At 70.2% G+C, this 25580-nt stretch carries 23 protein-coding genes and 1 riboswitch; of the genes, 8 read left to right on the top strand and 15 right to left on the bottom strand.

Annotated features, from left to right (window positions below; translation table 11 throughout):
- Window positions 1–255: HK97 family phage prohead protease (locus tag AC3WLN_RS05010; RefSeq protein ID WP_492479988.1), on the bottom strand; the 255-nt coding region annotated here is incomplete at its 3' end.
- A gap of 83 nt (window positions 256–338) precedes the next feature.
- Between AC3WLN_RS05010 and AC3WLN_RS05015 the strand changes: the two genes are divergently transcribed.
- The gene (locus tag AC3WLN_RS05015; protein WP_492479989.1) at window positions 339–575 is read left to right on the top strand and encodes a type II toxin-antitoxin system VapB family antitoxin; all 237 of its coding nucleotides are present in this window, start codon (window positions 339–341) and stop codon (window positions 573–575) included.
- A gap of 2 nt (window positions 576–577) precedes the next feature.
- Window positions 578–988, top strand: coding sequence for a type II toxin-antitoxin system VapC family toxin (locus AC3WLN_RS05020; RefSeq protein ID WP_492480057.1), 411 nt, complete (start codon window positions 578–580; stop codon window positions 986–988).
- On the opposite strand, the gene AC3WLN_RS05025 is transcribed toward AC3WLN_RS05020, so the two are convergent.
- The 7 genes from AC3WLN_RS05025 to AC3WLN_RS05055 all read right to left on the bottom strand — a co-directional run bounded on the left by AC3WLN_RS05025 (window position 964) and on the right by AC3WLN_RS05055 (window position 9259).
- Window positions 964–2142: a phage portal protein gene (locus AC3WLN_RS05025; RefSeq protein WP_492479990.1), complete on the bottom strand. Its 1179-nt coding sequence runs from the start codon at window positions 2140–2142 to the stop codon at window positions 964–966. The two genes, AC3WLN_RS05020 and AC3WLN_RS05025, sit on opposite strands and share 25 nt — an antisense overlap.
- A 31-nt stretch (window positions 2143–2173) precedes the next feature.
- Window positions 2174–3454 (bottom strand): DNA-packaging protein, encoded by a 1281-nt coding sequence (locus tag AC3WLN_RS05030; RefSeq protein ID WP_492479991.1) that lies wholly within the window; start codon window positions 3452–3454, stop codon window positions 2174–2176.
- Window positions 3399–4151 carry a hypothetical protein gene (locus tag AC3WLN_RS05035; RefSeq protein ID WP_492479992.1) on the bottom strand — a complete coding sequence of 251 codons (753 nt, stop codon included), beginning with the start codon at window positions 4149–4151 and terminating at the stop codon, window positions 3399–3401. Before AC3WLN_RS05035 ends, AC3WLN_RS05030 begins: the two co-directional genes overlap by 56 nt.
- 117 nt (window positions 4152–4268) lie before the next feature.
- Window positions 4269–5441: an acetyltransferase domain-containing protein gene (locus AC3WLN_RS05040; RefSeq protein WP_492479993.1), complete on the bottom strand. Its 1173-nt coding sequence runs from the start codon at window positions 5439–5441 to the stop codon at window positions 4269–4271.
- Window positions 5441–7561 carry a TonB-dependent siderophore receptor gene (locus tag AC3WLN_RS05045; RefSeq protein ID WP_492480058.1) on the bottom strand — a complete coding sequence of 707 codons (2121 nt, stop codon included), beginning with the start codon at window positions 7559–7561 and terminating at the stop codon, window positions 5441–5443. The genes AC3WLN_RS05040 and AC3WLN_RS05045 overlap by 1 nt, the downstream gene beginning before the upstream one ends.
- Window positions 7562–7786: 225 nt before the next feature.
- Window positions 7787–8010: riboswitch (cobalamin riboswitch) on the bottom strand.
- 191 nt (window positions 8011–8201) lie between these two features.
- Window positions 8202–9131: a hypothetical protein gene (locus tag AC3WLN_RS05050; protein ID WP_492479994.1), complete on the bottom strand. Its 930-nt coding sequence runs from the start codon at window positions 9129–9131 to the stop codon at window positions 8202–8204.
- On the bottom strand, window positions 9128–9259 hold the full coding sequence (locus tag AC3WLN_RS05055; RefSeq protein ID WP_492479995.1) for a DUF6471 domain-containing protein: 132 nt from the start codon (window positions 9257–9259) through the stop codon (window positions 9128–9130). The genes AC3WLN_RS05050 and AC3WLN_RS05055 overlap by 4 nt, the downstream gene beginning before the upstream one ends.
- Before the next feature lie 345 nt (window positions 9260–9604).
- Here AC3WLN_RS05055 and AC3WLN_RS05060 point away from each other — a divergent pair, with 345 nt between their 5' ends.
- Window positions 9605–10021 (top strand): cupin domain-containing protein, encoded by a 417-nt coding sequence (locus AC3WLN_RS05060; protein WP_492479996.1) that lies wholly within the window; start codon window positions 9605–9607, stop codon window positions 10019–10021.
- 23 nt (window positions 10022–10044) lie between these two features.
- Here the strand turns inward: AC3WLN_RS05060 and AC3WLN_RS05065 are convergent, their stop codons facing one another.
- On the bottom strand, window positions 10045–10614 hold the full coding sequence (locus AC3WLN_RS05065; RefSeq protein WP_492479997.1) for an SH3 domain-containing protein: 570 nt from the start codon (window positions 10612–10614) through the stop codon (window positions 10045–10047).
- A gap of 276 nt (window positions 10615–10890) precedes the next feature.
- Between AC3WLN_RS05065 and AC3WLN_RS05070 the strand changes: the two genes are divergently transcribed.
- The 3 genes from AC3WLN_RS05070 to AC3WLN_RS05080 all read left to right on the top strand — a co-directional run bounded on the left by AC3WLN_RS05070 (window position 10891) and on the right by AC3WLN_RS05080 (window position 13574).
- A complete protein-coding gene (locus AC3WLN_RS05070) occupies window positions 10891–11895 on the top strand; it encodes a 2-hydroxyacid dehydrogenase (protein WP_492479998.1) in 1005 nt (334 codons plus the stop codon).
- Window positions 11896–12038: 143 nt separating this feature from the next.
- Window positions 12039–13079, top strand: coding sequence for a sensor histidine kinase (locus tag AC3WLN_RS05075; RefSeq protein ID WP_492479999.1), 1041 nt, complete (start codon window positions 12039–12041; stop codon window positions 13077–13079).
- A 69-nt stretch (window positions 13080–13148) separates the two neighbouring features.
- Window positions 13149–13574: a SufE family protein gene (locus tag AC3WLN_RS05080; RefSeq protein ID WP_492480000.1), complete on the top strand. Its 426-nt coding sequence runs from the start codon at window positions 13149–13151 to the stop codon at window positions 13572–13574.
- Between the two features lie 10 nt (window positions 13575–13584).
- On the opposite strand, the gene AC3WLN_RS05085 is transcribed toward AC3WLN_RS05080, so the two are convergent.
- Entirely contained in the window at window positions 13585–14391 is an 807-nt protein-coding gene (locus AC3WLN_RS05085; protein ID WP_492480001.1) for a DUF6456 domain-containing protein, read from the bottom strand.
- Between the two features lie 303 nt (window positions 14392–14694).
- Window positions 14695–15129 (bottom strand): Ros/MucR family transcriptional regulator, encoded by a 435-nt coding sequence (locus AC3WLN_RS05090; protein ID WP_492480002.1) that lies wholly within the window; start codon window positions 15127–15129, stop codon window positions 14695–14697.
- A gap of 452 nt (window positions 15130–15581) precedes the next feature.
- Between AC3WLN_RS05090 and AC3WLN_RS05095 the strand changes: the two genes are divergently transcribed.
- A complete protein-coding gene (locus AC3WLN_RS05095) occupies window positions 15582–17735 on the top strand; it encodes a S9 family peptidase (protein ID WP_492480003.1) in 2154 nt (717 codons plus the stop codon).
- 9 nt (window positions 17736–17744) lie between these two features.
- Here AC3WLN_RS05095 and AC3WLN_RS05100 read toward each other — a convergent pair whose 3' ends face one another.
- From AC3WLN_RS05100 to AC3WLN_RS05115, 4 genes are all read right to left on the bottom strand, one after another.
- Window positions 17745–21341, bottom strand: a complete 3597-nt coding sequence (locus tag AC3WLN_RS05100; protein WP_492480004.1) for an AsmA family protein — start codon at window positions 21339–21341, stop codon at window positions 17745–17747.
- A 115-nt stretch (window positions 21342–21456) separates the two neighbouring features.
- A complete protein-coding gene (locus AC3WLN_RS05105) occupies window positions 21457–21711 on the bottom strand; it encodes a hypothetical protein (protein WP_463770631.1) in 255 nt (84 codons plus the stop codon).
- Between the two features lie 217 nt (window positions 21712–21928).
- On the bottom strand, window positions 21929–22441 hold the full coding sequence (locus AC3WLN_RS05110) for a hypothetical protein (RefSeq protein ID WP_492480005.1): 513 nt from the start codon (window positions 22439–22441) through the stop codon (window positions 21929–21931).
- Between the two features lie 10 nt (window positions 22442–22451).
- Window positions 22452–22694 carry a DUF4160 domain-containing protein gene (locus AC3WLN_RS05115; RefSeq protein ID WP_492480006.1) on the bottom strand — a complete coding sequence of 81 codons (243 nt, stop codon included), beginning with the start codon at window positions 22692–22694 and terminating at the stop codon, window positions 22452–22454.
- A gap of 218 nt (window positions 22695–22912) precedes the next feature.
- Between AC3WLN_RS05115 and AC3WLN_RS05120 the strand changes: the two genes are divergently transcribed.
- Entirely contained in the window at window positions 22913–25279 is a 2367-nt protein-coding gene (locus AC3WLN_RS05120; RefSeq protein ID WP_492480007.1) for an ATP-dependent helicase, read from the top strand.
- Window positions 25280–25580 lie beyond the last annotated feature (301 nt).

The following is a 25580-nucleotide window of genomic DNA, read 5'->3' on the forward strand; positions in this document are numbered from 1 at the left end:
CCCGAGGAGCGCGTCGAGCTCGCGGGCGCGCTGGACGGCGAGGTTCAGCGCGCCCGCCACCCGCAGGCCGCGGCCGTCCTCGCGCAGGGAGAGCCAGCGCCCCACGGGCTCGGCCGGATCGTGCTGCCAGAGCATCCGCACCCCCGCGACGCCCCGCGCCGCGAGGCTCGCCGCGAAGGCGCCCGGCGCCACCACGTCGCGCCCGAGATCGGGCACGCCGAACAGGCTGGCATAGCCGGTGAAATGGCCGTCCATGGGAGACTCCGCTGACAAGGTCCGGTGACAGCCGGCCAGGGGTGGGATATCCTCGTCGCAGCAAGGGATATTCGGAGGCGCCGATGCCGCTCTACATCAAGGACGACCGCACGGCGGCGCTGGTCGCGCGTCTCGCCGAGACGGCCGGGGTCACGAAATCGGAGGCGGTCCACCGGGCCGTCTCGGCGGAGCTCGCCCGGATCGCCCCCGTCGTGCCCTTGCGCGAGCGGTTCGCCGCGCTGCGCGCCCGCCATCCGCTGCCGGCGCCGACGGGCCAGGCGGCCGACAAGGCGTTCTTCGACGACCTGAGCGGCGCGTGACGATCTTCGTCGACGCCTCCGCCCTGATCGCCATCATCACCGGCGAACCGGAGGCCGATGCCCTGAGCGACCGGCTGGAGGCCGACGCGGATCGCCTGTGCTCCGCCCTCTCGGTCTGGGAGACGGTGGCCGGCCTCGTTCGCAGCTACGCCTTCACGGTGGAGGCGGCCCGGGCGCAGGTGCGCCTCTACCTCGAGGCCGGCGCCATCCGCTTCGTGCCCCTCGGGGAAGCCGAGTCCGACCTCGCCATCGCGGCCTATGACCGCTTCGGCAAGGGCCGGCACCCGGCCGCCCTGAACATGGGCGATTGCCACGCCTATGCCTGCGCGCGGGCCCACGGCGCGTCCCTCCTCTACAAGGGCGACGACTTCGCGCGGACCGATCTCGCTCACCCGCCCGGCATCGGCCCGTAGCCCACTGCCTCGCGCTTCTCCGCCTCGGTGAGGAAGTCCGCCGCCTGGACCCGGCGCCACAGGCTCTCGCGTTCCGGGGCCAGGGCCTCGATGGCGTCGAGGTCGGGCTCCAGGCGGGCGGGGCCGAAGGCCGGCTCCAGCCACTGGGCCAGGGCTTCCGCCGTGCGCCGCACCAGGGGGATCACGGTCTGGCGGTAGAAGGCGCGGTTGGCCTCGGCGTAGTTGGCGTGGGTGTTGTCGCCGGGCAGGCCGAGGAGCAGGGGCGGCACGCCGAAGGCCAGCGCGATCTCGCGGGCGGCCCCGCTCTTGGCCTCGACGAAATCCATGTCCTTGGGCGAGAGCGCCAGGGGCTTCCAGTCGAGGCCGCCCTCCAGCAGCAGCGGCCGGCCGGCATTGCCGGCGCCCTGGTAGTTCGCCTCGAGCTCGCCCTTGAGGCGGGTGAATTGCGCGTCGCTCAGGGTGGAGCCGCTCTGGGTCGCGAAGACCAGGGCGCCGGAGGGGCGCGCCGCGTTGTCGAGGAGCGCCTTGTTCCAGGCGCCCGCCGCGTTGTGGATGTCGAGGGCGATTGCCGCCGCCTCCATCGGCGAGAGGCCGTAATGGTCGTCGGTGGGGTGGAACAGGGTGAGGTGGAGGATCGGCGGCACGCCGTCCCCGCCCTGGTCGAAGCGCAGGGTGCGCCCGCCCACCGCGTAATCGTAGGCCGCCGGCCAGCCGTCGGGACCGGCCACCACCCGCATCCGGTCGGGGCGGAGCGCATGGAGCTCGCGGGGCACGCCGTCGAGGCCCGACGCCTGGAGGTAGGCGTTGCCCGAGACCATCAGGTGCCCGTAGAGCGATTCGAGGAGCGCCGCGCCGCCCTGGCGCGGGTTCGGCCGGGCCAGCAGCGCCGCCAGGGGATGCGGTCCGGCCGCGCCCGCCCCCACCAGGCCGAGCGGCAGGGCGGCGGCGGCCTCGGCCACCAGCCGCACCGCCCGGTGGACGATGGCGTTGCGCTGGAAGCCCTCGCGGGCGAGCGCCCCGATGTCGCGCGGCGTCCAGGAAGCCCGGCCCTCGCCGTAGAAGGCGACGCCGACGCCTCCGAGGGGGCCTGCGAGGGGGGCCGCCTTGGTGGCGGGCGCGGCGCGGCGCACGAGCCGGGAGAGGAGGTTCGCCATCGGGGCCTCGCGGGGAACGGATCGGGGGCGCTCAGAGGCGCCGGATGCGCGGCTCGGGGCCGCGGCGCAGGAGGAGGTGCGTCAGCGCCCAGACCAGGGCGTCGAGGCGGTCCGGCGAGGCGCCGGAGGAGAGGCCGTCCGGCCCGAAATCGCAGAGCTCGTCCTCCAGCGCCGGCAGGGCGCCGACATGGTGGACGCGCCCTTGCGCGTAGAGCACCGAGACCGGCTCGGCCCGCAGGTACTTTCCGCGCGTGGCCCGCACCGCCGTCACCGGCACCGCGGCATCGACCTGGTTCAGGACGGCGGTGGCCATCTCGCCGCCCTGGTTGACCTCGACCACGAGGCTGTCGGCGGCCAGGCGGTGGTAGAGCGCCAGCGCGGCCGAGGCCCAGGCCTCGGGGGCGGCCCTGGCCAAGGTGGCGTCGGCCAGCACGTAGGCGTGGCCGCTGGCGTCGAGGCCGGCGGCGACGATCCCGCAGGCATCCGCCCCAGCCTTCGAGGAGGCCGGCGGGTCCACCGCCACCACGATGCGGCGCAGCTCCGCGGGCGCCGCCGGGACGCGGGCGGCCTCCAGGCCGTCCCGGGTCCAGAGGCCGTCGGCCCGGTCCGAGATCAGCTCGCCGTCGAGTTCCTGGCGCCCCAGGCGGGTGCCGGCATAGCGCCCCACCACCGCCTCCAGGAAGGTCGGCGCCAGGTTGGCGGCGTTGTCGGCGGTGCGCGCCCGGCTGACCACGGTGAGCGGATCGGCCAGGATCCGCCGCAGCAGCGGGATCGGCCGGGGCGTGGTGGTGACGAGCCCGCGCGGCCGGTGCCCGAGGCGCAGGCCGAACTGGATCATGTCCCAGGCGGCCTCGGCGTGGCGCCACTTGGCGATCTCGTCCGACCAGGCCGCGCCGAACTGGGGCCCGCGCAGGGAATCCGGCTCCTCGGCCGAGAAGGCGAGGCCGACCGCGCCGTTGTCCCATTCCAGGCGCCGGCGCGAGGGCGACCAGCGCGGCCGCCGCCCGGCCAGGCCGAGGAGGCCGGAAGGGCCCTCCACCATGACGTCGCGGACATCCGCGAAGGTCTCGCCGACGAGGGCGATGCGCCCGACCGGCCGGGCGGTGAAGGCCGGGTCGCCGAGCGCCAGGGCGCGCACCCACTCGGCCCCCGTGCGGGTCTTGCCGGCGCCGCGCCCGCCGATCACCGCCCAGGTGGTCCAGTCCGCCAGGGCCGGGCAGGGCGGGAGCTGGTCGTCGCGGGCGGCCAGCAGCCAGTCAGTCGCCAGGGCCCGGATCTGGGAGGGCGGCAGGTCCGCCAGCAGCGCTGGCATCCGCCCGCTCGCCGCCGAGCGCCTCAGCGCGGCGCGCGATCTCCGCGCGCAGGGCGGGCAGATCGTCGGTGGGCCGATCGTCGGCCGGGTGGCCGTCGCCGTTCCCGCCCGGCCCGTCGAGACCCGACCCATCGCGTCCTCCCCGCCCGTCTTCCGTGGTCTCGTCGAGGAGGCGCTTCAGGCCGCCGAGGTCGCGCAGGACGCGCGCGCTGTCGAAGCCGCGGCCCCCGTCGGAATCCTGGGCGGCCGCCCCGTTCAGCGCCGCGTCGAAATGCAGGATCTGGCGCGCGATCTGCGCCCGCAGCGCCGCCCGCATCCTTCGCGGGTCGGCGTCCGGCCCCAGGGCGCGCCCGACCTCGCCGGGCCGGCGCCCCTCCAGGCCGCACTGGGCGAACAGGGCCTCGGCCCGGTGCCGGGCCACGCCCAGCGCCACGGCGAGGTCGCCGATGTCGATCCAGTCCTCGCGGTAGAGCCGCGCCACCGCCGCCCGCCGCGCCGGCTTCCAGCGCTCGGGGGTGAAGGCCGTGGAGGCCGTCGCCGCCGTGGGGCGCCAGCCGTAGCGCTTGTTCCAGGTCCGGATGGTGGTGACCCGCACCCCGGTCTCGGCCGCGATGTCGGTGACGGGACGCTGGGTCTCGCGCATGGCCGCCTCGACGGCCCCGCGGATCGACGCGACGATCGGCACCAGCGTGGTCATCGCCGCCTCCCTCGCCACTCACACTTCCTGAGCGTGCCCTGTTGATACCTCAGGAGCGTCGCGGTGTCAAACATAAAATCCTATATTCGGACTTTATTCTAGGGGTACGGCTCGGCGCTAGAGGTAGCTCAGGCCGGGCCAGGCGGCGCGGCGCTTGAGGCCGACCATCCAGCGGCAGGCGAGCCAGAGCGGCGGCGCCAGGGCCGCCGCGACCAGCCAGATCTGCCACGGCGCCCCCGCCTCGATCCGCCCGGAGGGGCCGCCGAGGCCGAGCGCCAGGGCGCCGTCGTGGAGCAGGCGCAGCAGCCAGAGATGGGCGAGGTAGAAGAACAGCGGCGCGCCGCCGAAGACGCACAGCCCGCCGAGGCGTCGCGCCGGCACGGCCTCGAACAGGGCGAGGAGGACGAGGCCGAGCCCCAGCGTCAGCAGCAGGAAGTCGGCCGAGGGCGGATACTTGGTCAGGTTCAGGAAGGAGAGGGCGGTCAGGAGCGGTGTCGCCCCCGGCCGCCACGGCACCGGCTCGCCGTAGCCGTCGAGGCTGCGCAGGATCAGGAAGGCGGCGAGGGCCGCGCCGCCGAGCGCCAGCAGCCCCGCGCGGCGGCTGGCCGGCGCGACCCCGCCGGCGAAGAGCGGACCCAGCGCGTAGCCCGCCGCGATCACGCCGAACCAGGGCAGCACCGGATAGGAGGTCCGCGCCACGCCCCAGGGCAGGTCGACGACGCCGCGCTGGTGCAGGATCGACCAGAGGACGTAGCCGGTCTCGTCGGGCCGGAGCAGGAGCCCGTCGAGCCCGTTGTGGCCGAGCATCACCGCCAGGGCGAAGAGGGTCAGGCCGGCGCGCGGCAGCCAGAGCAGGCCGGCGAGCGCCACCATGCTGAGGCCGATGGCCCAGATCACCTGCAGGTAGAGGATCGGCGGCAGGAGGCTGCGGGTCCAGGCGAGGTTCACCAGCGTCACCTCCAGCAGGATCAGCAGGAGGCCGCGCTTGAGCAGGAAGGCGCTGGCCGCGCCCCGGTCGCCGTGCTTCTGCGCGTAGAGGCTGGCCGAGAGGCCGGTGAGCAGGATGAAGACCGGCGCGCAGAGGTGGGAGGTCAGCCGCGTCAGGGCGAGGTCCGGCGGGGTGAGGCCGAGATCCATGGGGTCGCGGACCTGGGCGTGCAGGTAGACGAACTCCCGCACGTGGTCGACGAGCATGAGCAGCATGACGAGGCCCCGCAGGGCGTCGATCGCGGCGAGGCGGGCGGCGGCCGGGGGCGAGGCGGCGCCGGAGGACGCCTGGGCGGGGCGCATCAGAACCGCACCGAGAGCGTGCCGGTGAAGCGCCGGGGCGCGCCGGGATAGACCCGGAAGACGTTGAGCGAGCTCTCGTAATAGGTCGCGTCGAAGAGGTTCTCGACGTTGAGGCCGAAGCGCATGTTCTCGTAGCGGTAATAGGCCAGGGCATCGACCGCGATGTAGGCCGGGAGCATGAAGCCGGAGCCCGCCGCGTCCCCGGCCCGCTCGCCGACCCCGCGCACCCCGCCGCCGAGGCCGAGGCCCTTCCAGGGGCCCGCCTGCACCTCGTGCACGGCGAGCAGGCTGCCGGAGTGGCGCGGGATGTTGATCAGCGGCGCGCCCACCGGCAGCACGGTGTCCTTCGTGACCACGGCGTCGGCGTAGACGTAGCCCGCCAGGATCTGGATCTCGGGGGTGATCTGGCCGGCGGCGGTGAGCTCGAAGCCCTGGCTGCGCACCCCGCCGGCCGCCAGGGAGAAGCCGCTGTTGTTGGGGTCGGCCGTGAGCACGTTCTGCCGCTCGATGCGGAAGGCCGCCGCCGTCAGGCCGAGCGCGCCGCCGAACAGGTCGAGCTTGGCGCCGACTTCGTAGCCGAGGCCGGTCTCCGGCTCGAACGGCGCGGAGCGGGCCACCGCGAAGGCGTCGGGGCCGATATTGGGCCGGAAGCTGGTGCCCACGTTGGTGTAGAGGGCGAGCTCCGGCAGGGGCTGGTAGACGAGGCCGGCGCGCGGCGTGGCTGCCACCCGGGTCTGGTCCACCTGGGTCGCCGTGGTGCGCTCGCGGAAGGATTGCTCGAAGACGTCGAACCGGACCCCGAGCAGGGCCTTCCACTCGGGGCTGAGGGCGATCTGGTCCTGGGCGTAGAGGGCCGTGCTGGTGATCCGCTCGAGGTTGTTGCGCCGGATGGTGATCGGCGGCAGAGGTTGGCCGTAGCGCGGATCGTAGATGTCGAGGCTGTAGGGGCTCTGGCGGAAGTTCGAGCGCTCGTAGACCACGCGGCTGTCGGTGCTCTCGCGCTCGAAGCCGAGGAGCACGGTGTGGCCGAATGCGCCGGTGGCGAAGCGCCCCACCACCTCGGCCTGGCCGATCGCCGTGTCCCAGCGGTAATCGCGAACATTCCGGTCGCGCAGCACCGTGCGGTTGTCGGCGGCGATGGCGCGGATCTCCGCCGATTCCCCGGCCAGCGAGCCGGTGTTGAAGTGGGTGGCGAGCCGCATCTGCCAATCGGCGTCGAAGCGGTGCTCGACCCGAACCTGCATCGTGTCCGAGCTCTGGTACGTGCTCTGGCCCGGCTCGCCGAGGAACCGGGAGATCGGCAGGAATCCCAGTTGCTTGTTGATCGCGATGACGCCCCGGTCGAACACGATCCGGTTGCGCAGGAACTCGGTCTCGACGGTGACCTTCGTGTCCGGCGTGACCTGCCAGCTCACCACGGGCGCGACGAGGAGCCGGTCGCCATCCACGAAATCGCGAAAGCTGTTCTGGCGGCCGCCCGCGACGTTGAAGCGGTAGAGCAGCGTGCCGTCCGCGTTGAGGGCGCCGCCGGCATCGACTGTGCCGCGGAACTGCTCGAACGAGCCCCAGAGGCCGCCCATCTCGACGAAGCGCTCGGCCGTCGGCTGCTTGGTGACGACGTTGACGAGGCCGCCCGGGTCGCTGCGCCCGAACAGGCCGCCGCCGGGGCCCTTCAGCACCTCGATGCGCTCGACGTTCTGGGTGTCGGGCGGCGGCGGCGAGCCCCGGTTGATCGGGAAGCCGTTGCGGTAGAGTTCCGAGGTCGTGGTTCCGCGCACGGCGTAGCTGAACACCGTCAGGCCGCCGAAATTATTCTGCTGGGCGACGCCGGGCGTGTAGTTGAAGACCCGGTCGACCCGGGTGGCGGCGAGGTCGGTGATCACCGCGCGGGGCGCGACGGTGACGACCTGGGGCACGTCGCGCTGGGGCGTGTCGGTCTTGGTGCTGCTCACCGCCCGGTCGGCCCGGTAACCCGGCGTCGGGCCGATCAGCCCGATCCCGGGGGCGAGGCCCGCCGCGCCCGTGGCCGGGGCGCCGCCCGCCCCTTCCACCGACAGCTCCTCCAGGGTGACGGCCTCCTGCGCCCGCGCCTCCAGGGCCGGCGAACCCGCCGAGAGCATCGCCGCGAGCGCGCAGCGCGAGCCCCGGCGCCCCGACCGCCGTCGCGCCTCGGCCGCGCGGGGCAGGTTCGGGATCGCGGCCTTCGCGGCGGACGGGCTCGGACGGAGGGACACCGGTGGCGCTCATGGTTGTCGAGCGACGGCCGAGCGGGTGCCCTCACGGGGATCGGATGCCTCGGCAGCCCGGCCCGTTCCAGCGCTCCGCCGGGACACCCCCGCCCGAGAGACATTTCATTGCCCGAGGCAGGCATCCTGGCTGCCGCCTCCTGGCGCACGGGTCGTCGCTCCCGCCCGGCCGTCCCGGTGCGATGCACCGGTGACTCCGGAGGGCGGGACCTCGCCGCCGACAGGTGCGGGGGCCGCTTCGGAAGCGCCCCGATGAGCACCCCGAAGTCCCTCTTCGCCCCCGGGGCCGACGACCCGCGGGAACCTTGGCCGGTGGACCTTTTCCCGTGGCCGGCCGGCAAGTCAACGGGGCGCACTCGATTTTTTGCAACGTTGTAACGTTATGAGCCCCTAAGCCTGATCACGGTTGCGTTGGGTCCGGGAGGGTGACCCGACAGGGTAAATGCACCAAATAGAATTATCACTGATTAAGTGTTTGAATAAATGAATTGATTCGGTAAGCGCTATTTGAGGGTTAATCTAGGATGCGTAAGACATGTATACGGATTGGTTTAAGCGTGTCATCGTTCATCCGTCTGCTCTCGACAAGCGCTTCGACTTTCACGCGCTCTAATTTCGAGAGGGCTTCCCGATCAACGCTTGGAGAAAGTTTTAAGCTAAGCCTCTTTGTAGACATCGCCCCAATATGAAGCCGGCCGGCCCAGCCTATTTCGGCTCTGTCACGGTCAGTTGCGCGGACTTCGAGGATTACGTCAGAGTAGGATTCGATCTCGGTATCATCCTCAAGTTCGGCCAACGTCACCGCATCAGGAAATTCCGCCACAGACTCGCGGCTGATTTCGGGAGCTCCCCCAACACGAATGCGGCCAGCTCTCCCTTTCTTCGCTGGTCGGAATAGGTCAATAGCTGATCTTCCGATTAAGCCGTGCCGTTTAGGGGTTGCTGTTGCTTTAACCGCAGCTTCAAGTTCGTTCGGACTAACATTAAGTGAGCCTGATGCAATATTTATTATAGTGTTGTAGTCACCATTAATATTTGGAGTCGTGTCCTTGTCGCCTTCTTTTTTCCTGCTGAGGCGACTGGTAATTGCTTTTGCGCCTAAGTATAGTAAAACGACAAAAAGTATTGACAATACTGGCTTGTATTCGTCGGGGAACTGTATTCCTGAGATTTGTTCAATCATCTTCGGGACCGCCTTGTCCAAGTCCTTCTGATAAGTAGCAAATATCGCAACGAAAAAAGCTTCTTGCAAAGAGCCACGACGTGCGTATTCTAGATCTATCTTTACTTTACTAACTTCAAATCCAGGATATAGTCTCTCTAAGATTTCTGCGGCAAGCGGTAATAGCTTTTCCTGTGCAATTAGTGTTGCGGCTATTTCCGATAGTGTTATGTCATGATTGTCAGGGTACTCAAGCGAATGCGGAAAAACGAACTCAGTCATCTGCAAGTCTCAGCTGGCGCGCCAATCGCAATCGAGCATTGCAGAAAAAAGACAGCGGTAAAATTCCCGCGAGCGTGCTTGTCACGAAAGTTCGCTTCTGTCTCATTTGGGACGCTGGTAAGTCGCATCTGAAGAGCAAGGAAGGAGTTACGTCCTTGGCTTTGCTCTTAGAGCTCAAATTTCATTTGTCTGAGTGACTGAACGTTGCTCGCCATTTTTGGTGCTTGTGCTCATGCTTTCACTGATAGCTTGCTTGCTATAACAGATATTATAGTTAATGATCTGTCTTTATTACAGTGTATCCGATCCGTAGGACAGCTGGCGTCTAGCACTTGGGCTGCGGCGCTGGATAGCAATCTACTTCAGCGATCAATCCCTCAATCCCAAGTCGCTGACGGTGATTTTTCGGCTAGGTAATCGAGGCTTCACGGCGACGGGCAGAAGAGGACATGCAGGTCATGGAAACGGACAGGATGCGGGCAGACAGCTTGACGGCGCACGGCGTCTTCGACGTGGCGGAGCAGGCCGCGCGCCTGCCCGAGACCTCCGACACCATGGTGGCGGATCACCGCTTCACCGACGATCCGGCGGCCAGCGCCCGGGTGTTCCGGGTCTACCGGCCGACGCCGCCGCACAGCCACGCCTCCTGCGACGAGTACCTCTACGTGCTGTCCGGGCGCTGCCTGATGACGTTCGGCGACGAGGCCCCCGTGGAGGTCGGCCCCGGCAAGCTGGTCTTCTTCAAGCGCGGGGTGGTGCATTCGGTCCCCGAGATCCTCGAGCAGCCGATGGTGTTCCTCTCCGTCGACACGCCCCGGCGCGAGCCCCGCGACATCCGCTTCGTCGCCGACGACACGGGCACGCCCGACACCTTCATGCGGCAATCGTAGAGCGGCGGGCGCCGCGGGGCGCCCTACTCCACCTTCTCGTTGGGATAGACGCCCCAGAGCCGGTCCTGGCGGATGTAGCCGTCCACATCGCCGCGCCGCTGGGGCATCGCCACGATGATCCGGCACCAGGTGCCGGTGCAGGCCTTGACGCTGCCGATGACGCCGGCCTGGAGGCGGGCCTCCTCGCCGGAGGCCTCGTCGGCCTTGGCGTAGAGCGGCACCGGGGCCTTCTCGCCCCCCTTGTCGCTCCCCTTGCCGGCGGTGACGACGGAGGTGCGCCGGCCCGAGAGCAGCGAGTGCAGCACCCAGCCCTCGGTGCCCTCCGAATCGCGGATGCGGCGCCAGGTCTCGAACTCGGCCACGATCTCGACGGGCAGGCCGGCCCGCTGGAACACCCAGAGGGTGCGGTGGTCCTTCGAGGGGCCCTCGCGCAGGTTGACGCGGTCGGTCTTCAGGCTGGCGTAGCGCGGCAGCGGCAGCTTCGTGACCGGACCCAGGGCGACGTCGGGCCCGGCCCCCGGCGCCGGGGCGGCCGCGGCGGCGCCGGCCGACAGGAGGGTCGCGAGGGTGAGGAGCAGGGCAGGCGCGCGCATCGTCCGGTGATCCTTCACGCTGTCCGGAGCAAGCCGCAGGGTGACGGCCGGCCCCGGCGTGCATTGTGTTCCGCGGCCTCTCTGGTAGAGAGGCCTGAGGGTCGACAGGACCCTGGGGTCGCGGCCTTCCGGCCGCCGGCCCGGTCGTCTCGAATGTCTTGACCGGTGCGTGGTTAACGCACGGTAAGCCTGCGGCGCCGCCCCCGCATCGGAGATCGCGCCGGAGACCGGCCGGGTCGGATGCGGACCGGTCGACGCCGTTCGCGGGGAGGGTGCATGTCGTCGTTGAAGCGCAAGCCGCTGGTGGTCGTCACGCGGCGTCTGCCCGAGGTCGTCGAGACGCGGATGCGCGAGCTCTTCGAGATCCGGCTCAACACCGACGATGCCCCGATGGCGCCCGACGCCCTGATGGCGGCCCTGCGCGAGGCCGACGTGCTGGTCCCGACCGTGACCGACGAGATCGATTCGGGCCTCCTCGCCCAGGCCGGCCCGAACCTGCGGCTGATCGCCAATTTCGGCAATGGCGTCGATCACATCGACGTGGCCGCGGCCCTGGAGCGCGGCATCACCGTCACCAACACCCCCGGCGTCCTCACCGAGGACACCGCCGACATGACCATGGCGCTGATCCTCGCCGTCGCCCGCCGGGTCACCGAGGGCGCCCGGATCATCCCGGACGACGCCTGGACCACCGGCTGGTCGCCGACCTGGATGCTCGGCCGCCGGATCACCGGCAAGCGCCTCGGCATCGTCGGCATGGGCCGGATCGGCCAGGCCCTGGCCCGCCGGGCCAAGGCCTTCGGTCTCCAGATCCATTATCACAACCGCCGGCGCGTGCCCGCCCAGATCGAGCGCGACCTCGACGCGACCTATTGGGAATCCCTCGACCAGATGCTCGCGCGCGTCGACATCGTCTCCGTGAACTGCCCGCATACCCCGGCCACCTACCACCTGCTCTCCGCCCGCCGCCTCAAGCTCCTGAAGCCCGAGGCCGTGGTGGTGAACACCGCCCGCGGCGAGGTCATCGACGAGACCGCGCTGGCCCGCCTGCTGGAGGCCGGCGACATCTCCGGCGCCGGCCTCGACGTGTTCGAGCAGGAGCCCGCGGTGAGCCCCCGCCTCGTCAAGCTCGCCCGCGCCGGCAAGGTCGTGCTCCTGCCGCACATGGGCTCGGCCACCCACGAGAGCCGCGTCGACATGGGCGAGAAGGTGATCATCAACATCAAGACCTTCATGGACGGGCATCGCCCACCCGACCGGATCCTGCCGAGCATGCTCTGACGGCCGTGCCGTCCCGCCACATCCCAGACACCTGAGGATAAGGCCCTCATCACAACGTAGGATCGGAACGGGCCCATGCCCGGCACGTTGACCGGCGCTGGCTCTGGCGGGGCCGGTGCTTGGAACGGGTGGATCGAAACATCATGGCCGCGGACACACCGTCGACCGAGGCGGCATCGGTGAGTGTTATGGGTTGCGGCGAGTTCCGGCGTTTTGCGGATTTCGTGCCCCTGATGATGTGGCGGGCTGATCCCCAGGGCGCCGCCGTTCACCACAACGAATCCTGGCTCGCCTTCACGGGCCGTTCGGTCGAGGAGGAGCTTGGTCACGGCTGGCGTCGGGGCCTGCATCCCGACGACCTGGAGCGCCATGCCGCCATCGTGGCCAAGGCCTTCGCCGCGCAGGAACCGTTCACCTCCGAGTTCCGTCTGCGGCGCCACGACGGGGCCTACCGCTGGCTCCTTGATACCGCCAAGCCCTTGCGCGAGAACGGCGATTTCGTCGGATTCCTCGGCACCTGCTTCGACATCACGGACCGCAAGCATGCCGAGGAGCATTCCGAGCGCGCCCTGGTCGAGAAGGAGGCGCTTCTCGCCGAGGTCTACCATCGGGTGCGCAACAACCTCCAGGTCATGGTCAGCCTGATCGGGCTCTACGGCCGCGCCGCACCGCCGCCCTGCCGGGGCAGCTTCGAGGCGCTGGGCCAGCGGGTGCGCGCCATCGCGCTGGTGCAGCAGCATCTGCACGAAGCACCCCACATCGCCTCCATCGACCTGCGCGACTATCTGCACCGGCTCGCCTCGGGTCTCGGTCAGCTGCGCCGGGCCGGGCGCATCGGCGTCACCGTCGGCGGACACGGCACCAGCCTGGTCGAGCCGCGCACCGCCAACGCCCTCGGGATGATCGTCGCCGAGGTGGTGTCGGAATGCCTCGACACCACCGCCGAGACGGTCGCCTGCACCATCGCGATCCAGATCGACGCGGCGGCCGGTGGGCCCGTGCGCCTCAGCATCGTTTCCGGAGCGGGAGAGGGCGCCGCTCCCGGCAAGCTCGAAGTTCCCAATCTCGGCCCCCGCCTGATCGCCGCCTACGCCTCTCAGGCCGAGATCGCCGTGAGGGGGATCGGCACCCCCGCCGAGCCCCTGGAACTGCAACTGCCCGAGGTGCTGGCGCAGTCGGCCTGAGGATCGCATTGGCGCAGGCATGGACTATATGCGCAGGGGTGCCGCCGCACAGGAGCCGTTTCCCCGACCATGCTGCCAGACATCGAGACGATCATCGACAATTTCAGCATCCTCGACGAGGGGCCGGATCGCTACGAGTACCTGATCGAACTCGGGCGCGCCTTGCCGCCGTTTCCGGAAGAATTGTTGACCGAGGAGAATCGGGTCCACGGCTGCGAGAGCCAGGTCTGGGTCGAATCCCACGTCGACCGCTCCGGGACGCCGCCCCGTCTCCATCTGCGCGGAACCAGCGACTCGGTGATCACCAAGGGGCTGATCGCCCTCGTCATGGCCCTCCACGAGGGCAAAGCGCCGGAGGACATCGCCAAGGTCGACGTCTTCCAGACCTTCAAGGAGATCGGTCTCGGGGCCCACCTCACCTCGAAGCGCTCCAACGGCGTCCGTGCCATGGCGGAGCGCATCCACCGGGATGCGATCCGCCTGACAGCCGCCTGAGCGGCCAGCATCAGCCCTGCTGCGCCGCCGGGTCGGAGGCCGCCCGCCACAGGCGCGGACGGCTCCGGTCTGGTCCGACCGCTTCGCGTTCCAGCCCGTAATGTTCGGCCAGCCGCGCCAGGGCGATGCGCACCACCACCTTGGCCGAGCGCGCCGGCCAGCGCCGCTCCGCCTCGATCCGCTCGAGGCCCTTGAGGAAGCCGCACAGGTCGATCAGCAGGCCCGACAGGTCGTTGCCGACGGCATCGAGGGCCGAACGGACCCGCTGGCGCGCAGCCAGCATCGCGTCGGAGCCGGCGGCAGGATCGCGCGGTCCCGATCCATCGACCTTCACACCGCTCCAATCCTGGCCCATCCGCGGCAGGAGCGCCGCTCCGGTGAGATCGCGGCGCAAGCGTTCGCCCGCTTCGAAGCAGGCCGTATCGATGAGGGGCGTGCCGTCGCGACCCCGACGCCGTGCCATCCAGGCCAGAGGACTCTCGGAGGCGTCGCGGGCCGGTCGGTCCGGTTCGCCTGCGGTGCCGACGAGATCGAGATGCTGGGCGAGGTAGGGTGTCTGCGCGCCGGCGAGCTCCCGCCGGATCCTGGCCCGCCCCGCCGGGCTGATCGTCAATCGGGCCCTGCGTCCCGAACCGCGCTCCGCCAGATCCTGCGCCAGAAGCTCGGCGCCCGCACCTTGCCCGAAGCGGCCGCCCCCGAGGGAAATGCCGGCGCCTCCCTCGCGAACGATCCAGCCTTCGCTCTCGGTGGGATCGGGGAGGGCGTAGGCGCCCTCCTGCGCCAGGGCATTGAGCATCCGCCGAGATTCGGGATTCATCGTCCCGGTGCCGAGGCGCGGGACTGGGACCTGTGCTGCGCCGGTGCGAGGCGCCCGAACCGGGCCAACAGCGACGATCGACGGAAAAGTCCGATCAATGTTCATGGTTTGTTCCAGTACTCGGGACAAGGGCGGCGGCCACCGTTGCTAGATGGTACGGGAAAAATATCCTAGTTCAAGTCTTGACGGCTTTTTCGCCGGCGGCGGGTCGCGTGCGAGAGACGCCGGCCACGATGCGACCGTGGCGTCTTCGAACGCCGAGACTGGCTCCGGAGAAAGCAGGATCTCCGGAGCGGGGCCGGATCAGGCCGCCTCGTCGTAGTTCCCGTTGCGGGTCTGTCCGAGACCGATCGCCTTCGCGAGGTCGGAGCGTGCCTTGGCGTAGTTCGGGGCGACCATGGGGTAGTCCGGCGGCAGCCCCCACTTGGCGCGGTACTGCTCGGGGCTCATGTCGTACTTGGCGCGCAGATGACGCTTCAACGATTTGAAGGTCCGCCCGTCTTCCAGGCAGACGATGTGATCGGCCGTCACCGACTTCTTGACGGAAATCGCGGGCTGAAGCGGCGCGGCAGACGCCTTGGATTCGATTTGTCCGCTGGCGATCTGCGTCAGAGCCCCATGGATGCGCGTGATCAACTGGGCCAATTCGCCGGGAGGCACCGGGTTATTGCTCACATAAGCCGATACGATGTCGACAGTCAGCTCGACAAAATCCGCGGAGTTTTCGATATCGTTCATAATCGGAAGAACTCTCCTGACGCGATGCACTGATAAGGTACCCAGCAGTCCGACCGCCTTGGCGTCGGTGATGGCTCGTTCCGCGGATCGACTCCCCAGCGTCACCGTCTGATCCGTGCGCGCTATAGAATGCGCAGCAACTTCGCCCGCTATGCTGTCTTCGTATTCTATTCTGCGCAACCTCGCAAGACGTGCGTGCGCACTTCGACAATATCAAGCAACCGGTGAGAATAATAGTTCAACCATGCCGATTTCGGGGAATTTCACGTTCAGCCGGCCGAGCACGATTCCGCGTTGATCTCCCAGACGGATTGCCGCAGGCGCCGGTGGCAAAGGTCGGGTCGCTCCTTCGACCGTCGAACGCTTGCTTGCCGATCGCGTCCGCGCCACATGGCACGACAACATGGAGCGACACCGCCCCGTGTCTCGACTCCGCGCCAGGATTTTTTGCGATGGCCTCCCAGTCAACCAACATCTCGGTTTCAGCCGCCGCTCCCGTCACGGAAGTGCGTCCGCACACCTACGAAGTTCATGGCCGGGTGATCCGTGACGACTATGCTTGGCTGAAAGCCGAAAATTGGCGGGACGTCCTCAAGGACCCGAGCACCCTTCCCGCCGATATCCGGGACCATCTGGCAAGCGAGAACGCCTATTCGGAAGCCGCGTTGGCGAGCACGGCGACGCTGCGCAAGACCCTCGTCGCCGAGATGCGTGCTCGCATCCGCGAGGACGACAGCAGCGTGCCCGAGCCGGACGGGCCCTTCGCCTACTACACCCGGCATCGTGAGGGCGGACAGCATCCGCTCGTTTGCCGGCGGCCCCGCACCGTCGTTGTGATCCCCGGGCAGGGAGCCGAGACCGCAGCCGATGGCGGCCCCGAAGAGGGAGAGGTCATCCTCATCGACGGCGACCGCGAGGGCGAGGGCCTCGCTTTCTTCGAAATCGCGGCGGCAGTCCATTCCGACGATCACCGATTGCTCGCCTGGAGTGCCGATACCAAGGGTTCGGAACTGCACGGCATCCGGATCCGAGATCTCGAGAGCGGCGCGGATCTGCCGGACCGCGTCGAGGCGACGACCGGAGAGGTGGTCTGGACCGCCGACGGTCGCGCGTTCTTCTACGTCGCGGTCGACGACAACCACCGCCCCGCGCGGGTGATGCGCCATCGCATCGGCACCGCGCAGGATGCCGACACCCTCGTCTATGAAGAGGCCGATTCCGGTTTCTTCGTCCATATCGAGGAGACCCAATCGGGCGATTTCCTGGCGGTCACCGCCAGCGATCATGAGACGTCCGAGGTTCATTTCCTCGACCGTCGGACGGGGGAGGGCGCCCTGACCGTGGTGCAGCCGCGTGAGCCGCTGCTGATCTACTCGGTCGAGAACTGGGCGAACCACCTCTTCATCCTCACCAATGCCGACGGCGCCGAGGACTTCAAGATCGTCACCGCCCGGGTCGAGGCGCCCGGCCGCGAGAACTGGACCGACGTGATCGCCCACCGCCCCGGTGTGATGATCCGCCACCAGCACGTGATCGCCGATCATCTCGTGCGTCTGGAAATCGAGAACGCCCGCCCGCGTCTCGTCGTGCGCGACACCAAGGGCAACGAGCACGTGGTCGCCTTCGCCGAGGAGGCCTATTCCCTTGGCCTGCAGCCCGGACATGAATTCGAGACGGCGGTGATCCGCTTCACCTACTCGTCGATGACGACGCCCGCGGAGACCTACGATTACGACTGCGTCACCCGGGCCCGGCAGCTACGCAAGCGCCAGACCGTCCCGAGCGGACACAACCCGGAGGATTACGTCACCCGGCGCCTGTTCGCCACGGCACCGGACGGCGAGACCGTACCGATCTCGCTGCTGCACCGGCGCGACTGCGCCCTCGACGGATCGGCGCCGCTGCTGCTCTACGGCTACGGCTCCTACGGCACGCTGATGCCGGCGGCCTTCCGCACCAACCTTCTCTCGCTGGTCGATCGCGGCTTCGTCTACGCCATCGCGCATGTCCGCGGCGGGACCGAAAAGGGCTGGCGCTGGTATCTCGACGGCAAGCGCGAGAAGAAGCCCAACACCTTCTCGGATTTCGTCGCCTGCGCCCGGGCGCTGATCGATGCGAACTATACGGCACAGGGCCGGATCGTGGCCCATGGCGGCTCCGCCGGCGGGATGCTGATGGGGGCGGTGGCCAACCTCGCGCCGGAGCTGTTCGCGGGCATCGTCGCCGACGTACCCTTCGTCGACGTGCTGAACACCATGCTCGACGGCGAACTGCCTCTGACGCCGCCGGAATGGCCGGAATGGGGGAACCCGGGCGAGAGCGTCACGGCCTTCGAGACCATTCTGGCCTACTCCCCCTACGACAACGTGGCGGCCAAGGCCTACCCGGCGATCCTGGCGCTCGGCGGGCTGACCGACCCCCGCGTCACCTATTGGGAGCCCGCGAAGTGGGTCGCGCGCCTGCGGGCGACCATGACGGGGGGCGGTCCGATCCTCCTGCGCATCAACATGGAGGCCGGCCACGGCGGCGCCGCCGGTCGCTTCGACCGCCTGGAGGAGGTCGGTCTGATCCAGGCCTTCGCCCTGCTGGCCGTCGGCAAGGCCTGAGGAGCCGCATCAAGGCTGCGGTGCCGCTTCGGGCTGCGGAGGATTGGCCTCCGGAGCCTGCGGGCGACGCGCAGCCTCGGTTTCGCGCGCCTGCGCCTCACGGGCGGCTTCGTCGGCCGCCTGCTGCGCCCGCAGGCGTGCTTGGCGCGCCGCTTCCTCGGCCGCCAGCTTGTCCGCCGCGGCCTTGATGGCGAGCACGCGGGCCTTGTCCATCTCGATGCGGGCGCGGCGGCGCAGGCGTTCGCTCTGATCGGCCTCGAACAGCTCGATCTTCTCCAGTTCGCGCTGAAGCACCAGGGCGGCCAGCCCGTTGGTCACCGGTCCGGCATCGACGCTGCGCTCGGGATTGCGGATCGGACCGGCGAAGCCGAGCTGGATCGACGGGTTCGCCCCGCTCCAGCCCTTGGGCGCCTGGCCGGCGACGAGCGTTCCGCGCGCATCGAGTCGCGCGTCCCGCAGGTCGATGCCGAGGGTGCCGCTCCAGCGCGCGGCGCCGAGGGCGAGCGTCAGCGGACCGGCGCGCAGGCTGCCGCCGACGAGGCTGGCGGGGGCCGTGACCGGCCCCGCCACGGTCAGCGGTCCTGCGCCGAGTTCCTCGACGACGAGGGCCTGCAGCCGGCCTTCGCGCAGGGGATCGTCTTCCGCCAGAGCCCGTCCGAGCGCCCGGTCGAGACCGGAGGGATCGGCGCCCGGCAGGCTGAGGCCGGCGAGCGTGAGCGTGCCGCTGCCGCCGAGATTGTTCATCACTCCGGTGAGGCTCTCGCCCGAGCTGCCGAAGCGCAGCTGGGCCGTCACCCGACCCGCGACCGGTCCGACCCCGACCAGACCGGGGATCTCCGCATCGGTGATCTGGCCCTCGCCGGAGAGCGCGGCGGCGCCGCCCTGACGTGTCGAGGTCGCGCGTCCCGCGACGCGTCCACCGGCGAGGGTCGCGTCGAGGTCACGCAGGGTCAGGGTCTCGCCGTCGAGGGCGACACCGAGGGTCGCGCCGGTGGCGGTGAGTCCGCGTCCGAGGTCGAGACTGTCGACCCGGAGGCTGAGGGAGACCGGCGGACGCCCCGTCGGAACCGGCGCGAAGCGGGCGCTCGCGGGGCTCTGTCCGGGTCCGCGCGGGGCCTCGGTCGGCAGGATCGCGGCGCCGGCGAGCAGCGGCAGGGACAGCCGGGTCAGGGTCGCGCTGCCGCCGATCGCGCCATCGGGTCCGGCGGTCAGGTCCGCCGAGACGGGCTGGCCGGAGATTCGGCCGACGAGGCCGAGGCGCGCCTCGGCTCCGGTGCGCGACAGACGCAGGCCGAGCTCGGCCGGCAGGGGGCCGGGGATCGCCGTGGCGCTGCCGGCCAGGGTGAGGAGCGGCGCCAGGTCGGGCAGGCCGACCTGCAGCTCGCCTGCCCGGGGCAGGGGGTCGGCGGCGTCGAGGACGACCGGCTGCACCGTGGCGACGGAGATGTCGGCGATCGTCCCGCTCAGGCGCAGGGCGAGGCCGGGGGACTGTCCGGGACCGTCGGCCGGGGCGGGCGCCCCCGTGATGCGCAGGCGGCCGGGCCGGCGCAGGGCCGGGATGTCCGTGCGTCCGAACCAGGGGGCCGCGTTCGCCGTCGCGATGGTCAGATCGAGGGTGTCGATGCGGCCCGCCCGGCTCAGAAGGTCGAGATCGAGGGTGCCGCCGGCGGCATTGCCCCGGGCGCCGACCCGCAGCGTGTCGGCGGCGCCCGCATCCCGCTCCAGGCTGACGGCGAGGTCGAGGGCGCCGGCCCGGAGGAAGGCCGGGACCCGGCGGGCCTCCGCCACCCAGACCCGGTCGAGCAGGGCGAACAGGGGGGCGGCGACCGCCGCCGAGACCTGGCCGGCGATCCGCCCCGTGCCGTCCGGGTTGATCCGGCCCGAGAGCTTGGCATTGGCTCCGGCGAGATCGGTGATGTCGAGGCTGTCGACCACGAGGCTCGGCCCGTCCGACTGGATGCTCGCGGCGATCGTGCCGTTGCCCGACTGGGCTCCGGCGGGGCCGTAGCGCACCTCCCGGGCCTGGAGGGTGATCCCGACATCGTGGCCCCGCAGATCGGCGAGGGTGCCGCTCAGCACCGGCAGGGCGGCGATGTCGAGGCCCTGTGCGGCGAGCTGCGCGTCGAAGCGTCCCCGCTCCGTGCCCTCCGCCGCCGTGTAGCGGGCGTTGCCGGTGATGCGGGCCTCGCCCAGGCCGAGGCGCAGGTTGCGCAGGGAGACCGTGCCTGCCGCCACCGACAGGTCGGTGGTCAGCTGCACCGGGCGCCCGTCCATCACCGCCACGGCCGGTCCCTCGAGCCCGAGGCGGCGCAGATAGCGGCCGAACCCGTCGGAGGCCGGCGTGTCCAGGGACAGGTGCCCGGTGAAGCGCGCGCCCGCCTCGGTGTCGATCTCGCCGCTGGCGCCGAGGGCCGCGGCGCCCGGGGCGGTCGCGTCGAGGCGGCGCAGGACCACGCCGCCCGTGCGGTCGAGGGTGCCGCTGGCGCCGAGGCCCGACCATTCGTCGAGGCCGAGGACCACGCTGTCCACCGTGAGGTCGAGGTCGACCATGATCGGCAGCCCGAGCCCGTTGCGACCGCCGGTGGCCGGCACGCCGCGGGCGATCAGCGCCTGCCCGGCCGCCGAGGTCAGGAAGGCGTCGAGGTCGAGGCGCCGGGCGGAGAGGGCGAGGGCCCCGCGCCATTGCTTGAGGTCGATCTGGCCCGTGCCGCCGAGCCGCAGGGCCTGCCCGCCGGGATCGATCTCCAGGGCGACGTCGGTGAACCGGGCCGTCAGGCCGCGGCCCTTGAACTTGCCGGCGAGGGAGAAGGGGAGATAGGCGCCCGCCGCCTGGACCGGCGGCCCGACGACGATCCGGGCGCTGCCCTCGGCCACCGCCGCCACCAGGCGCCGCCCGCCCGTGCCGGTGCCCGCGGGGGAGAGGCCGATGCGGGCGTCGGCCTCGAAACGGGGCTGCGTGTCGCCGCCGCCCGCGATCTTCACGCTAACGCCGTCGGGGTCGATCTCGCCCGTGGAGACGCGGAAGGGTACGCCCCGGCTCGTCCCCTCGGCCCGCCAGGGGCCGGCGAGGGCGGGCGCCGAGATCTGCAGGGCCTCGGCGTAGAACTGCTCGGTCCGACCCGTCGCCGGCACCTGGGTCGTCAGTACGAACTGCCGGATCGACAGGTCCTCGATGGCGAGGTCGCGCCGCAGGGCGGCCGAGAGGCCGCGGGCGGGCAGCAGGATCGCCTCGCCGTCGGTGACGGGAAGCTTGACCTCAGCCCGGCCGACCCGCGTCTCGGTGAAGCGGATCTCGCCCTTCAGGAGCGGCGCCAGGGCGATCTCGGCCTTGATCCACTGCAGGTCGAGCTGGGGCTGGTCGAGGGCGGCCCCCGGCGCAGCGCCGGTGCCCGGGCCCAGGCGCAGGCGGTCGAGCTTCAGGCGCGGCGAGGGCAGGAGACGGAGGCCGATGCGTCCCTCGGTCTGCGCCGCGATTCCGAGGGAGCGCGCGATCGTGCGGTCGAGCGTGCCACGATAGCCCTCCCAGGCCACGAAGGGCGGAACGGCGAGGGCCGCGACGAGGAGCAGGATGACGGCGCCCGCCAGCGCGGTCAGGATGTCACGCACCGTCTCTGTTCCGCCTCGTCACCCGGGCCGGGACCTGCCCCGCCGGCGCACATAGCACAGGGAAGGCCGGTGCGCGCCAGGGCCTGCACGGTGCGCCCGGCCCGGCCGTTCGGCCTCAGCGGCGGCCCGGAACCACGATCGGGGCGGCGGGCGCACTCGGCCGGAACAGGTCACTGCGCTGGATCTGCATCCGCGTCTGGTTGGTGTCGAACTGCTGGCGCTGCTCGATGCCGCGCAGTTCGCTGCGGGTGGAGAGGCGCTCGTTCGTGTCGTTGAGGCTGTCGACGCCGCGGGAGGAGACCTGGGCGAGGGCCGGACCGGCGGCGAGAACCGCGAGGCCGGCGAGGAGGAGGGCTGCAGAGCTGCGCATGGCGTCGTCCTTGTCTGGTGGACCGTGATGTCTTGATCTGGTGAGACGACTCGTCCGCGGGAAGGCGGGGTCCCGGTTCCGAAGGTTCTGCGACGCTGCGTGAGACTGCCGCATCGATCGTCGGCAGCGACGCGCGGTTGCGGGTTTCAGTCCTCTTCCGTTCTCGGCCGCCGGAGTCTCAGTGTGTCGCGGTCTCTGCCTGGCGGACCGCGCAACCCTACGCTGCGCTGGGGGCGCCCACGCGGCGCGGGCGGCCCCGTTTGCGCGGCCGATAGTGGGCATGGAGCAGGATCGGGTCGCGCAGGGCCGCCCGACACGCCATCGCCACGGGAGTCGGCACCGCGCTGATGCCCGCCTTGTAGGCGTTCCACGTGCTCAGCGAGAGGCCGAGGAAATCCGCGGATTCCTGGTTCGACAGTCCGGCGGCCGCCTGCCAGGCAGCGACCTCTGCGCCGCCGAACCGCCGCTGCTCATCCGCGATCAGCCTGAGATGATGGGCATCGATGGCGAGGTCGCCGTCCTCGCCGCCCCATTCCACGCAGGTCCCGTGATCCCCTAGCCGGACCGTGGCGAACAGGGCGTAATCGCTCAGAGGCGACAGGATCTCCCCGCCGGTGGCGATCCATCCGGCGAGGTCCACGCGATCGGAACGGTCGTCGCACCACATCACGCCGAGGCTGGTGGGACCCGTGGCGATGACGGTGGAGATGCGGGGCAGGGGATCGGTCACGGCAACCTCCTCAGGCAATCGGGAAGCGGGCGTTGGTCCGATTCCATTCGGCCGCGACGGCGTCGCGGTTCGCGGCGGCCCAGGCCAGGGCTTCGCGCTCGCTCTTGCCGGGTAGGGAGCCGGCCAGCAGTCGCAGGGTGGCGATCTCCACGAGAGCCTCGTGATCCGGTGTCAGAATGTGGAAATGCGGCGGCAGATGATCGTTGGCATAGACCCGAAGGATGACGCTGCCCGACTGATAGAGCTTGCCCATCGCCGCGCCTCGCCCGTCCGATCGAGCTATAGTCCGGGGCATGGCTCTCGGCAATTCCTCATCCGATTTTCGGATGAATTTGATCGTCGATCCGAGCCCCTCCGAGAGACGCGGTGCTTCCGAAACGAAACCTCTGAAATCATCCGAGAGGGGGCCGGGCCTGCCTCGTAACACGCGCGACTCTCGACGCCGTTCGCGTTTTGGTCCAGGGATGCGCGATGACCCAACGCTTCGACGCGGCCGGCGCATCCGCCTCCGACGCCGCCCCGACCTCCATCGCCGCCCGTGCCATGGCCTACCTGCGGCCGCAGGGCAGTCCCTACCTGGAGGGGCTGAACGACGAGCAGCGCCGCGCCGTCGAGGCGACGGACGGGCCGGTGCTCGTCCTGGCCGGGGCCGGCACCGGCAAGACCCGGGTGCTGACGACGCGAATCGCCCACCTCATCGCCACCGGCAAGGCGCGGCCCTTCGACATCCTCTCGGTGACCTTCACCAACAAGGCCGCCCGCGAGATGAAGCACCGCATCGGCGGGCTCATCGGGCCGGCCGGCGAGGGCATGCCCTGGCTCGGCACCTTCCATTCCATCGGCACCAAGATCCTGCGCCGGCATGCCGAGCTGGTGGGCCTGCGCTCCGATTTCACGATCCTGGGCATGGACGACCAACTCCGCTTGATGAAGCAGGTCATCGTCGACCAGAACATCGACGAGAAGCGCTGGCCGGCCCGGGCCCTGTCCTCGGCCATCGACGGCTGGAAGAACCGCGGCCTGACGCCCGAGCAGGTGCCGCCGGGGGAAGCCCAGGCCTTCGCCTTCGGCAAGGGCGGCGCGCTCTATTCCGCCTACCAGGCCCGGCTCCTGACGCTGAACGCCGCCGATTTCGGCGACCTGCTGCTGCTCTGCCTCAAGCTCTGGCGCGAGAACCCGGACGTGCTGGAGAACTACCAGCAGCGCTTCCGCTACATCCTCGTGGACGAGTACCAGGACACCAACGTCGCCCAGTACCTCTGGCTGCGCCTGCTGGCGCAGGGCCACCGCAACGTGGCCTGCGTGGGCGACGACGACCAGTCGATCTATGGCTGGCGCGGCGCCGAGGTCGACAACATCCTGCGCTTCGAGCACGATTTCCCCGGCGCCGTGGTGGTCCGCTTGGAGCGCAACTACCGCTCCACCGGCCATATCCTCGCCGCCGCCTCCGGCCTCATCGCCAAGAACGAGGGCCGCCTCGGCAAGACCCTGCGCACCGAGGACGTGGCCGGCGAGAAGGTGACCGTGTCGGGCGCCTGGGATTCGGAGGAGGAGGCGCGCCAGGTCGCGGAGGCGATCGAGAGCCTGCAGGCCAAGCAGCACCCGCTCTCCGAGATCGCCGTGCTGGTGCGGATCTCGGCGCAGATGCGCGAGATTGAGGACCGCTTCGTCCAGCTCGGCCTGCCCTACCGGGTCATCGGCGGCCCGCGCTTCTACGAGCGGGCGGAGATCCGCGACGCGCTCGCCTATCTGCGCGTCACCGCCAACCCCTCCGACGACCTCGCCTTCGAGCGCATCTTCAATACGCCCAAGCGAGGCCTCGGCGACGCCACCCTGCAGGCGCTGCACGCCTATGCAAGGGCCGAGCGGGTGCCCCTGCTCCAGGCCGCCCGCCTGGTCGTGGAGACCGACGAGCTGAAGCCCCGCGCCCGCTCCGGCGTCCGGGCCCTGGTCGAGAGCTTTTCGCGGTGGTCGCGCCTCGTCGGCACGCAGCCCCATTCCGAGGTGGCGCAGACCATCCTGGAGGAATCCGGCTACACCGAGATGTGGCAGAAGGAGAAATCGGCCGACGCCGCCGGGCGCCTGGAGAACCTCAAGGAGTTCGTGCGCTCCATGGAGGAATTCCCGGATCTCGCCGCCTTCCTCGAGCACGTCTCCCTCGTCATGGAGGCCAGCGAGCAGGAGGGCGCCGATCGGGTCTCGCTGATGACCCTCCACGCCGCCAAGGGCCTGGAATTCGACACCGTCTTCCTGCCGGGCTGGGAGGACGGGCTGTTCCCCAACCAGCGGGCGCTGGACGAGAGCGGCCGCGCCGGCCTGGAGGAGGAGCGCCGCCTCGCCCATGTGGGCCTGACCCGCGCCCGCAAGCGCGCCAAGCTGTCCTTCGCCGTCAACCGGCGCATCCACGGCCTGTGGTCCTCCACGGTGCCGAGCCGCTTCATCGACGAGCTGCCCGAGGACAGCGTCGACGTGCTCGACGCCCCCGCCCACTTCTCGGCCGGAGCCTCGCGCTTCGACCGCAATCCGACGCCCTTCGGCTCCTCCTACGGCACGCCGGGCTGGCAGCGGGCCCAGGCCAACACGGCGCAATCGGGCAACGCCAACGGCTACGGGGTGGGCAACCGCCCGGCGGCCGGCCGCGGCGGCCCGCGCCAGATCGAGGGCGAGCTCATCGCCAAGTCCACCGGCGCGCCCTCGGCCTTCAGCGTCGACATGCGGGTGTTCCACACCAAGTTCGGCCCCGGAACGGTCGCGGGTGTGGACGGCAACAAGCTGACCGTTGATTTCGACAAGGCCGGCCGGAAGATGGTCCTCGACAGCTTCATCCAGGCGGCCTGATCGCGGGACGCCGGGGGCTGCGGAGGGCGTCGCGCCGATGCGGACTGCGTCTTTTCGGACACAGGACCAGGCAATCGGCCGCGGCGGCCGATTTGCTCCCGCAGTGCAGCATCAGCGCAGACTTTGTACATCATTCGCAAGAATAGTTGCTGTCACGCCCCTGTCGCGCCCGCCGCGGCATGGTGCGTGCAACGCGAAGTCCTGCGGTCATGGGAGCCGCATCGGAAATCCACAGGCTTGATGGAGCCGCCCGGAACTTGAGGGCGGTCTCCGGATTGGCTGTGAAGCGGGCGAGGTGGAA

It is taken from the genome of Methylobacterium sp. FW306-05-D (assembly GCF_058782155.1).

What these genes read in the sequence shown, in the direction of transcription:
- AC3WLN_RS05015 (WP_492479989.1), top strand. Translation starts at nt 339, where the DNA reads ATGCCGCTCTACATCAAGGACGACCGCACGGCGGCGCTGGTCGCGCGT.
- AC3WLN_RS05025 (WP_492479990.1), bottom strand. Translation starts at nt 2,142, where the DNA reads ATGGCGAACCTCCTCTCCCGGCTCGTGCGCCGCGCCGCGCCCGCCACC.
- AC3WLN_RS05030 (WP_492479991.1), bottom strand. Translation starts at nt 3,454, where the DNA reads ATGCCAGCGCTGCTGGCGGACCTGCCGCCCTCCCAGATCCGGGCCCTG.
- AC3WLN_RS05035 (WP_492479992.1), bottom strand. Translation starts at nt 4,151, where the DNA reads ATGACCACGCTGGTGCCGATCGTCGCGTCGATCCGCGGGGCCGTCGAG.
- AC3WLN_RS05040 (WP_492479993.1), bottom strand. Translation starts at nt 5,441, where the DNA reads ATGCGCCCCGCCCAGGCGTCCTCCGGCGCCGCCTCGCCCCCGGCCGCC.
- AC3WLN_RS05045 (WP_492480058.1), bottom strand. Translation starts at nt 7,561, where the DNA reads ATGCTCTCGGCGGGTTCGCCGGCCCTGGAGGCGCGGGCGCAGGAGGCC.
- AC3WLN_RS05050 (WP_492479994.1), bottom strand. Translation starts at nt 9,131, where the DNA reads ATGACTGAGTTCGTTTTTCCGCATTCGCTTGAGTACCCTGACAATCAT.
- AC3WLN_RS05055 (WP_492479995.1), bottom strand. Translation starts at nt 9,259, where the DNA reads ATGCGACTTACCAGCGTCCCAAATGAGACAGAAGCGAACTTTCGTGAC.
- AC3WLN_RS05060 (WP_492479996.1), top strand. Translation starts at nt 9,605, where the DNA reads ATGCGGGCAGACAGCTTGACGGCGCACGGCGTCTTCGACGTGGCGGAG.
- AC3WLN_RS05065 (WP_492479997.1), bottom strand. Translation starts at nt 10,614, where the DNA reads ATGCGCGCGCCTGCCCTGCTCCTCACCCTCGCGACCCTCCTGTCGGCC.
- AC3WLN_RS05070 (WP_492479998.1), top strand. Translation starts at nt 10,891, where the DNA reads ATGTCGTCGTTGAAGCGCAAGCCGCTGGTGGTCGTCACGCGGCGTCTG.
- AC3WLN_RS05075 (WP_492479999.1), top strand. Translation starts at nt 12,039, where the DNA reads ATGGCCGCGGACACACCGTCGACCGAGGCGGCATCGGTGAGTGTTATG.
- AC3WLN_RS05080 (WP_492480000.1), top strand. Translation starts at nt 13,149, where the DNA reads ATGCTGCCAGACATCGAGACGATCATCGACAATTTCAGCATCCTCGAC.
- AC3WLN_RS05085 (WP_492480001.1), bottom strand. Translation starts at nt 14,391, where the DNA reads ATGAATCCCGAATCTCGGCGGATGCTCAATGCCCTGGCGCAGGAGGGC.
- AC3WLN_RS05090 (WP_492480002.1), bottom strand. Translation starts at nt 15,129, where the DNA reads ATGAACGATATCGAAAACTCCGCGGATTTTGTCGAGCTGACTGTCGAC.
- AC3WLN_RS05095 (WP_492480003.1), top strand. Translation starts at nt 15,582, where the DNA reads ATGGCCTCCCAGTCAACCAACATCTCGGTTTCAGCCGCCGCTCCCGTC.
- AC3WLN_RS05105 (WP_463770631.1), bottom strand. Translation starts at nt 21,711, where the DNA reads ATGCGCAGCTCTGCAGCCCTCCTCCTCGCCGGCCTCGCGGTTCTCGCC.
- AC3WLN_RS05115 (WP_492480006.1), bottom strand. Translation starts at nt 22,694, where the DNA reads ATGGGCAAGCTCTATCAGTCGGGCAGCGTCATCCTTCGGGTCTATGCC.
- AC3WLN_RS05120 (WP_492480007.1), top strand. Translation starts at nt 22,913, where the DNA reads ATGACCCAACGCTTCGACGCGGCCGGCGCATCCGCCTCCGACGCCGCC.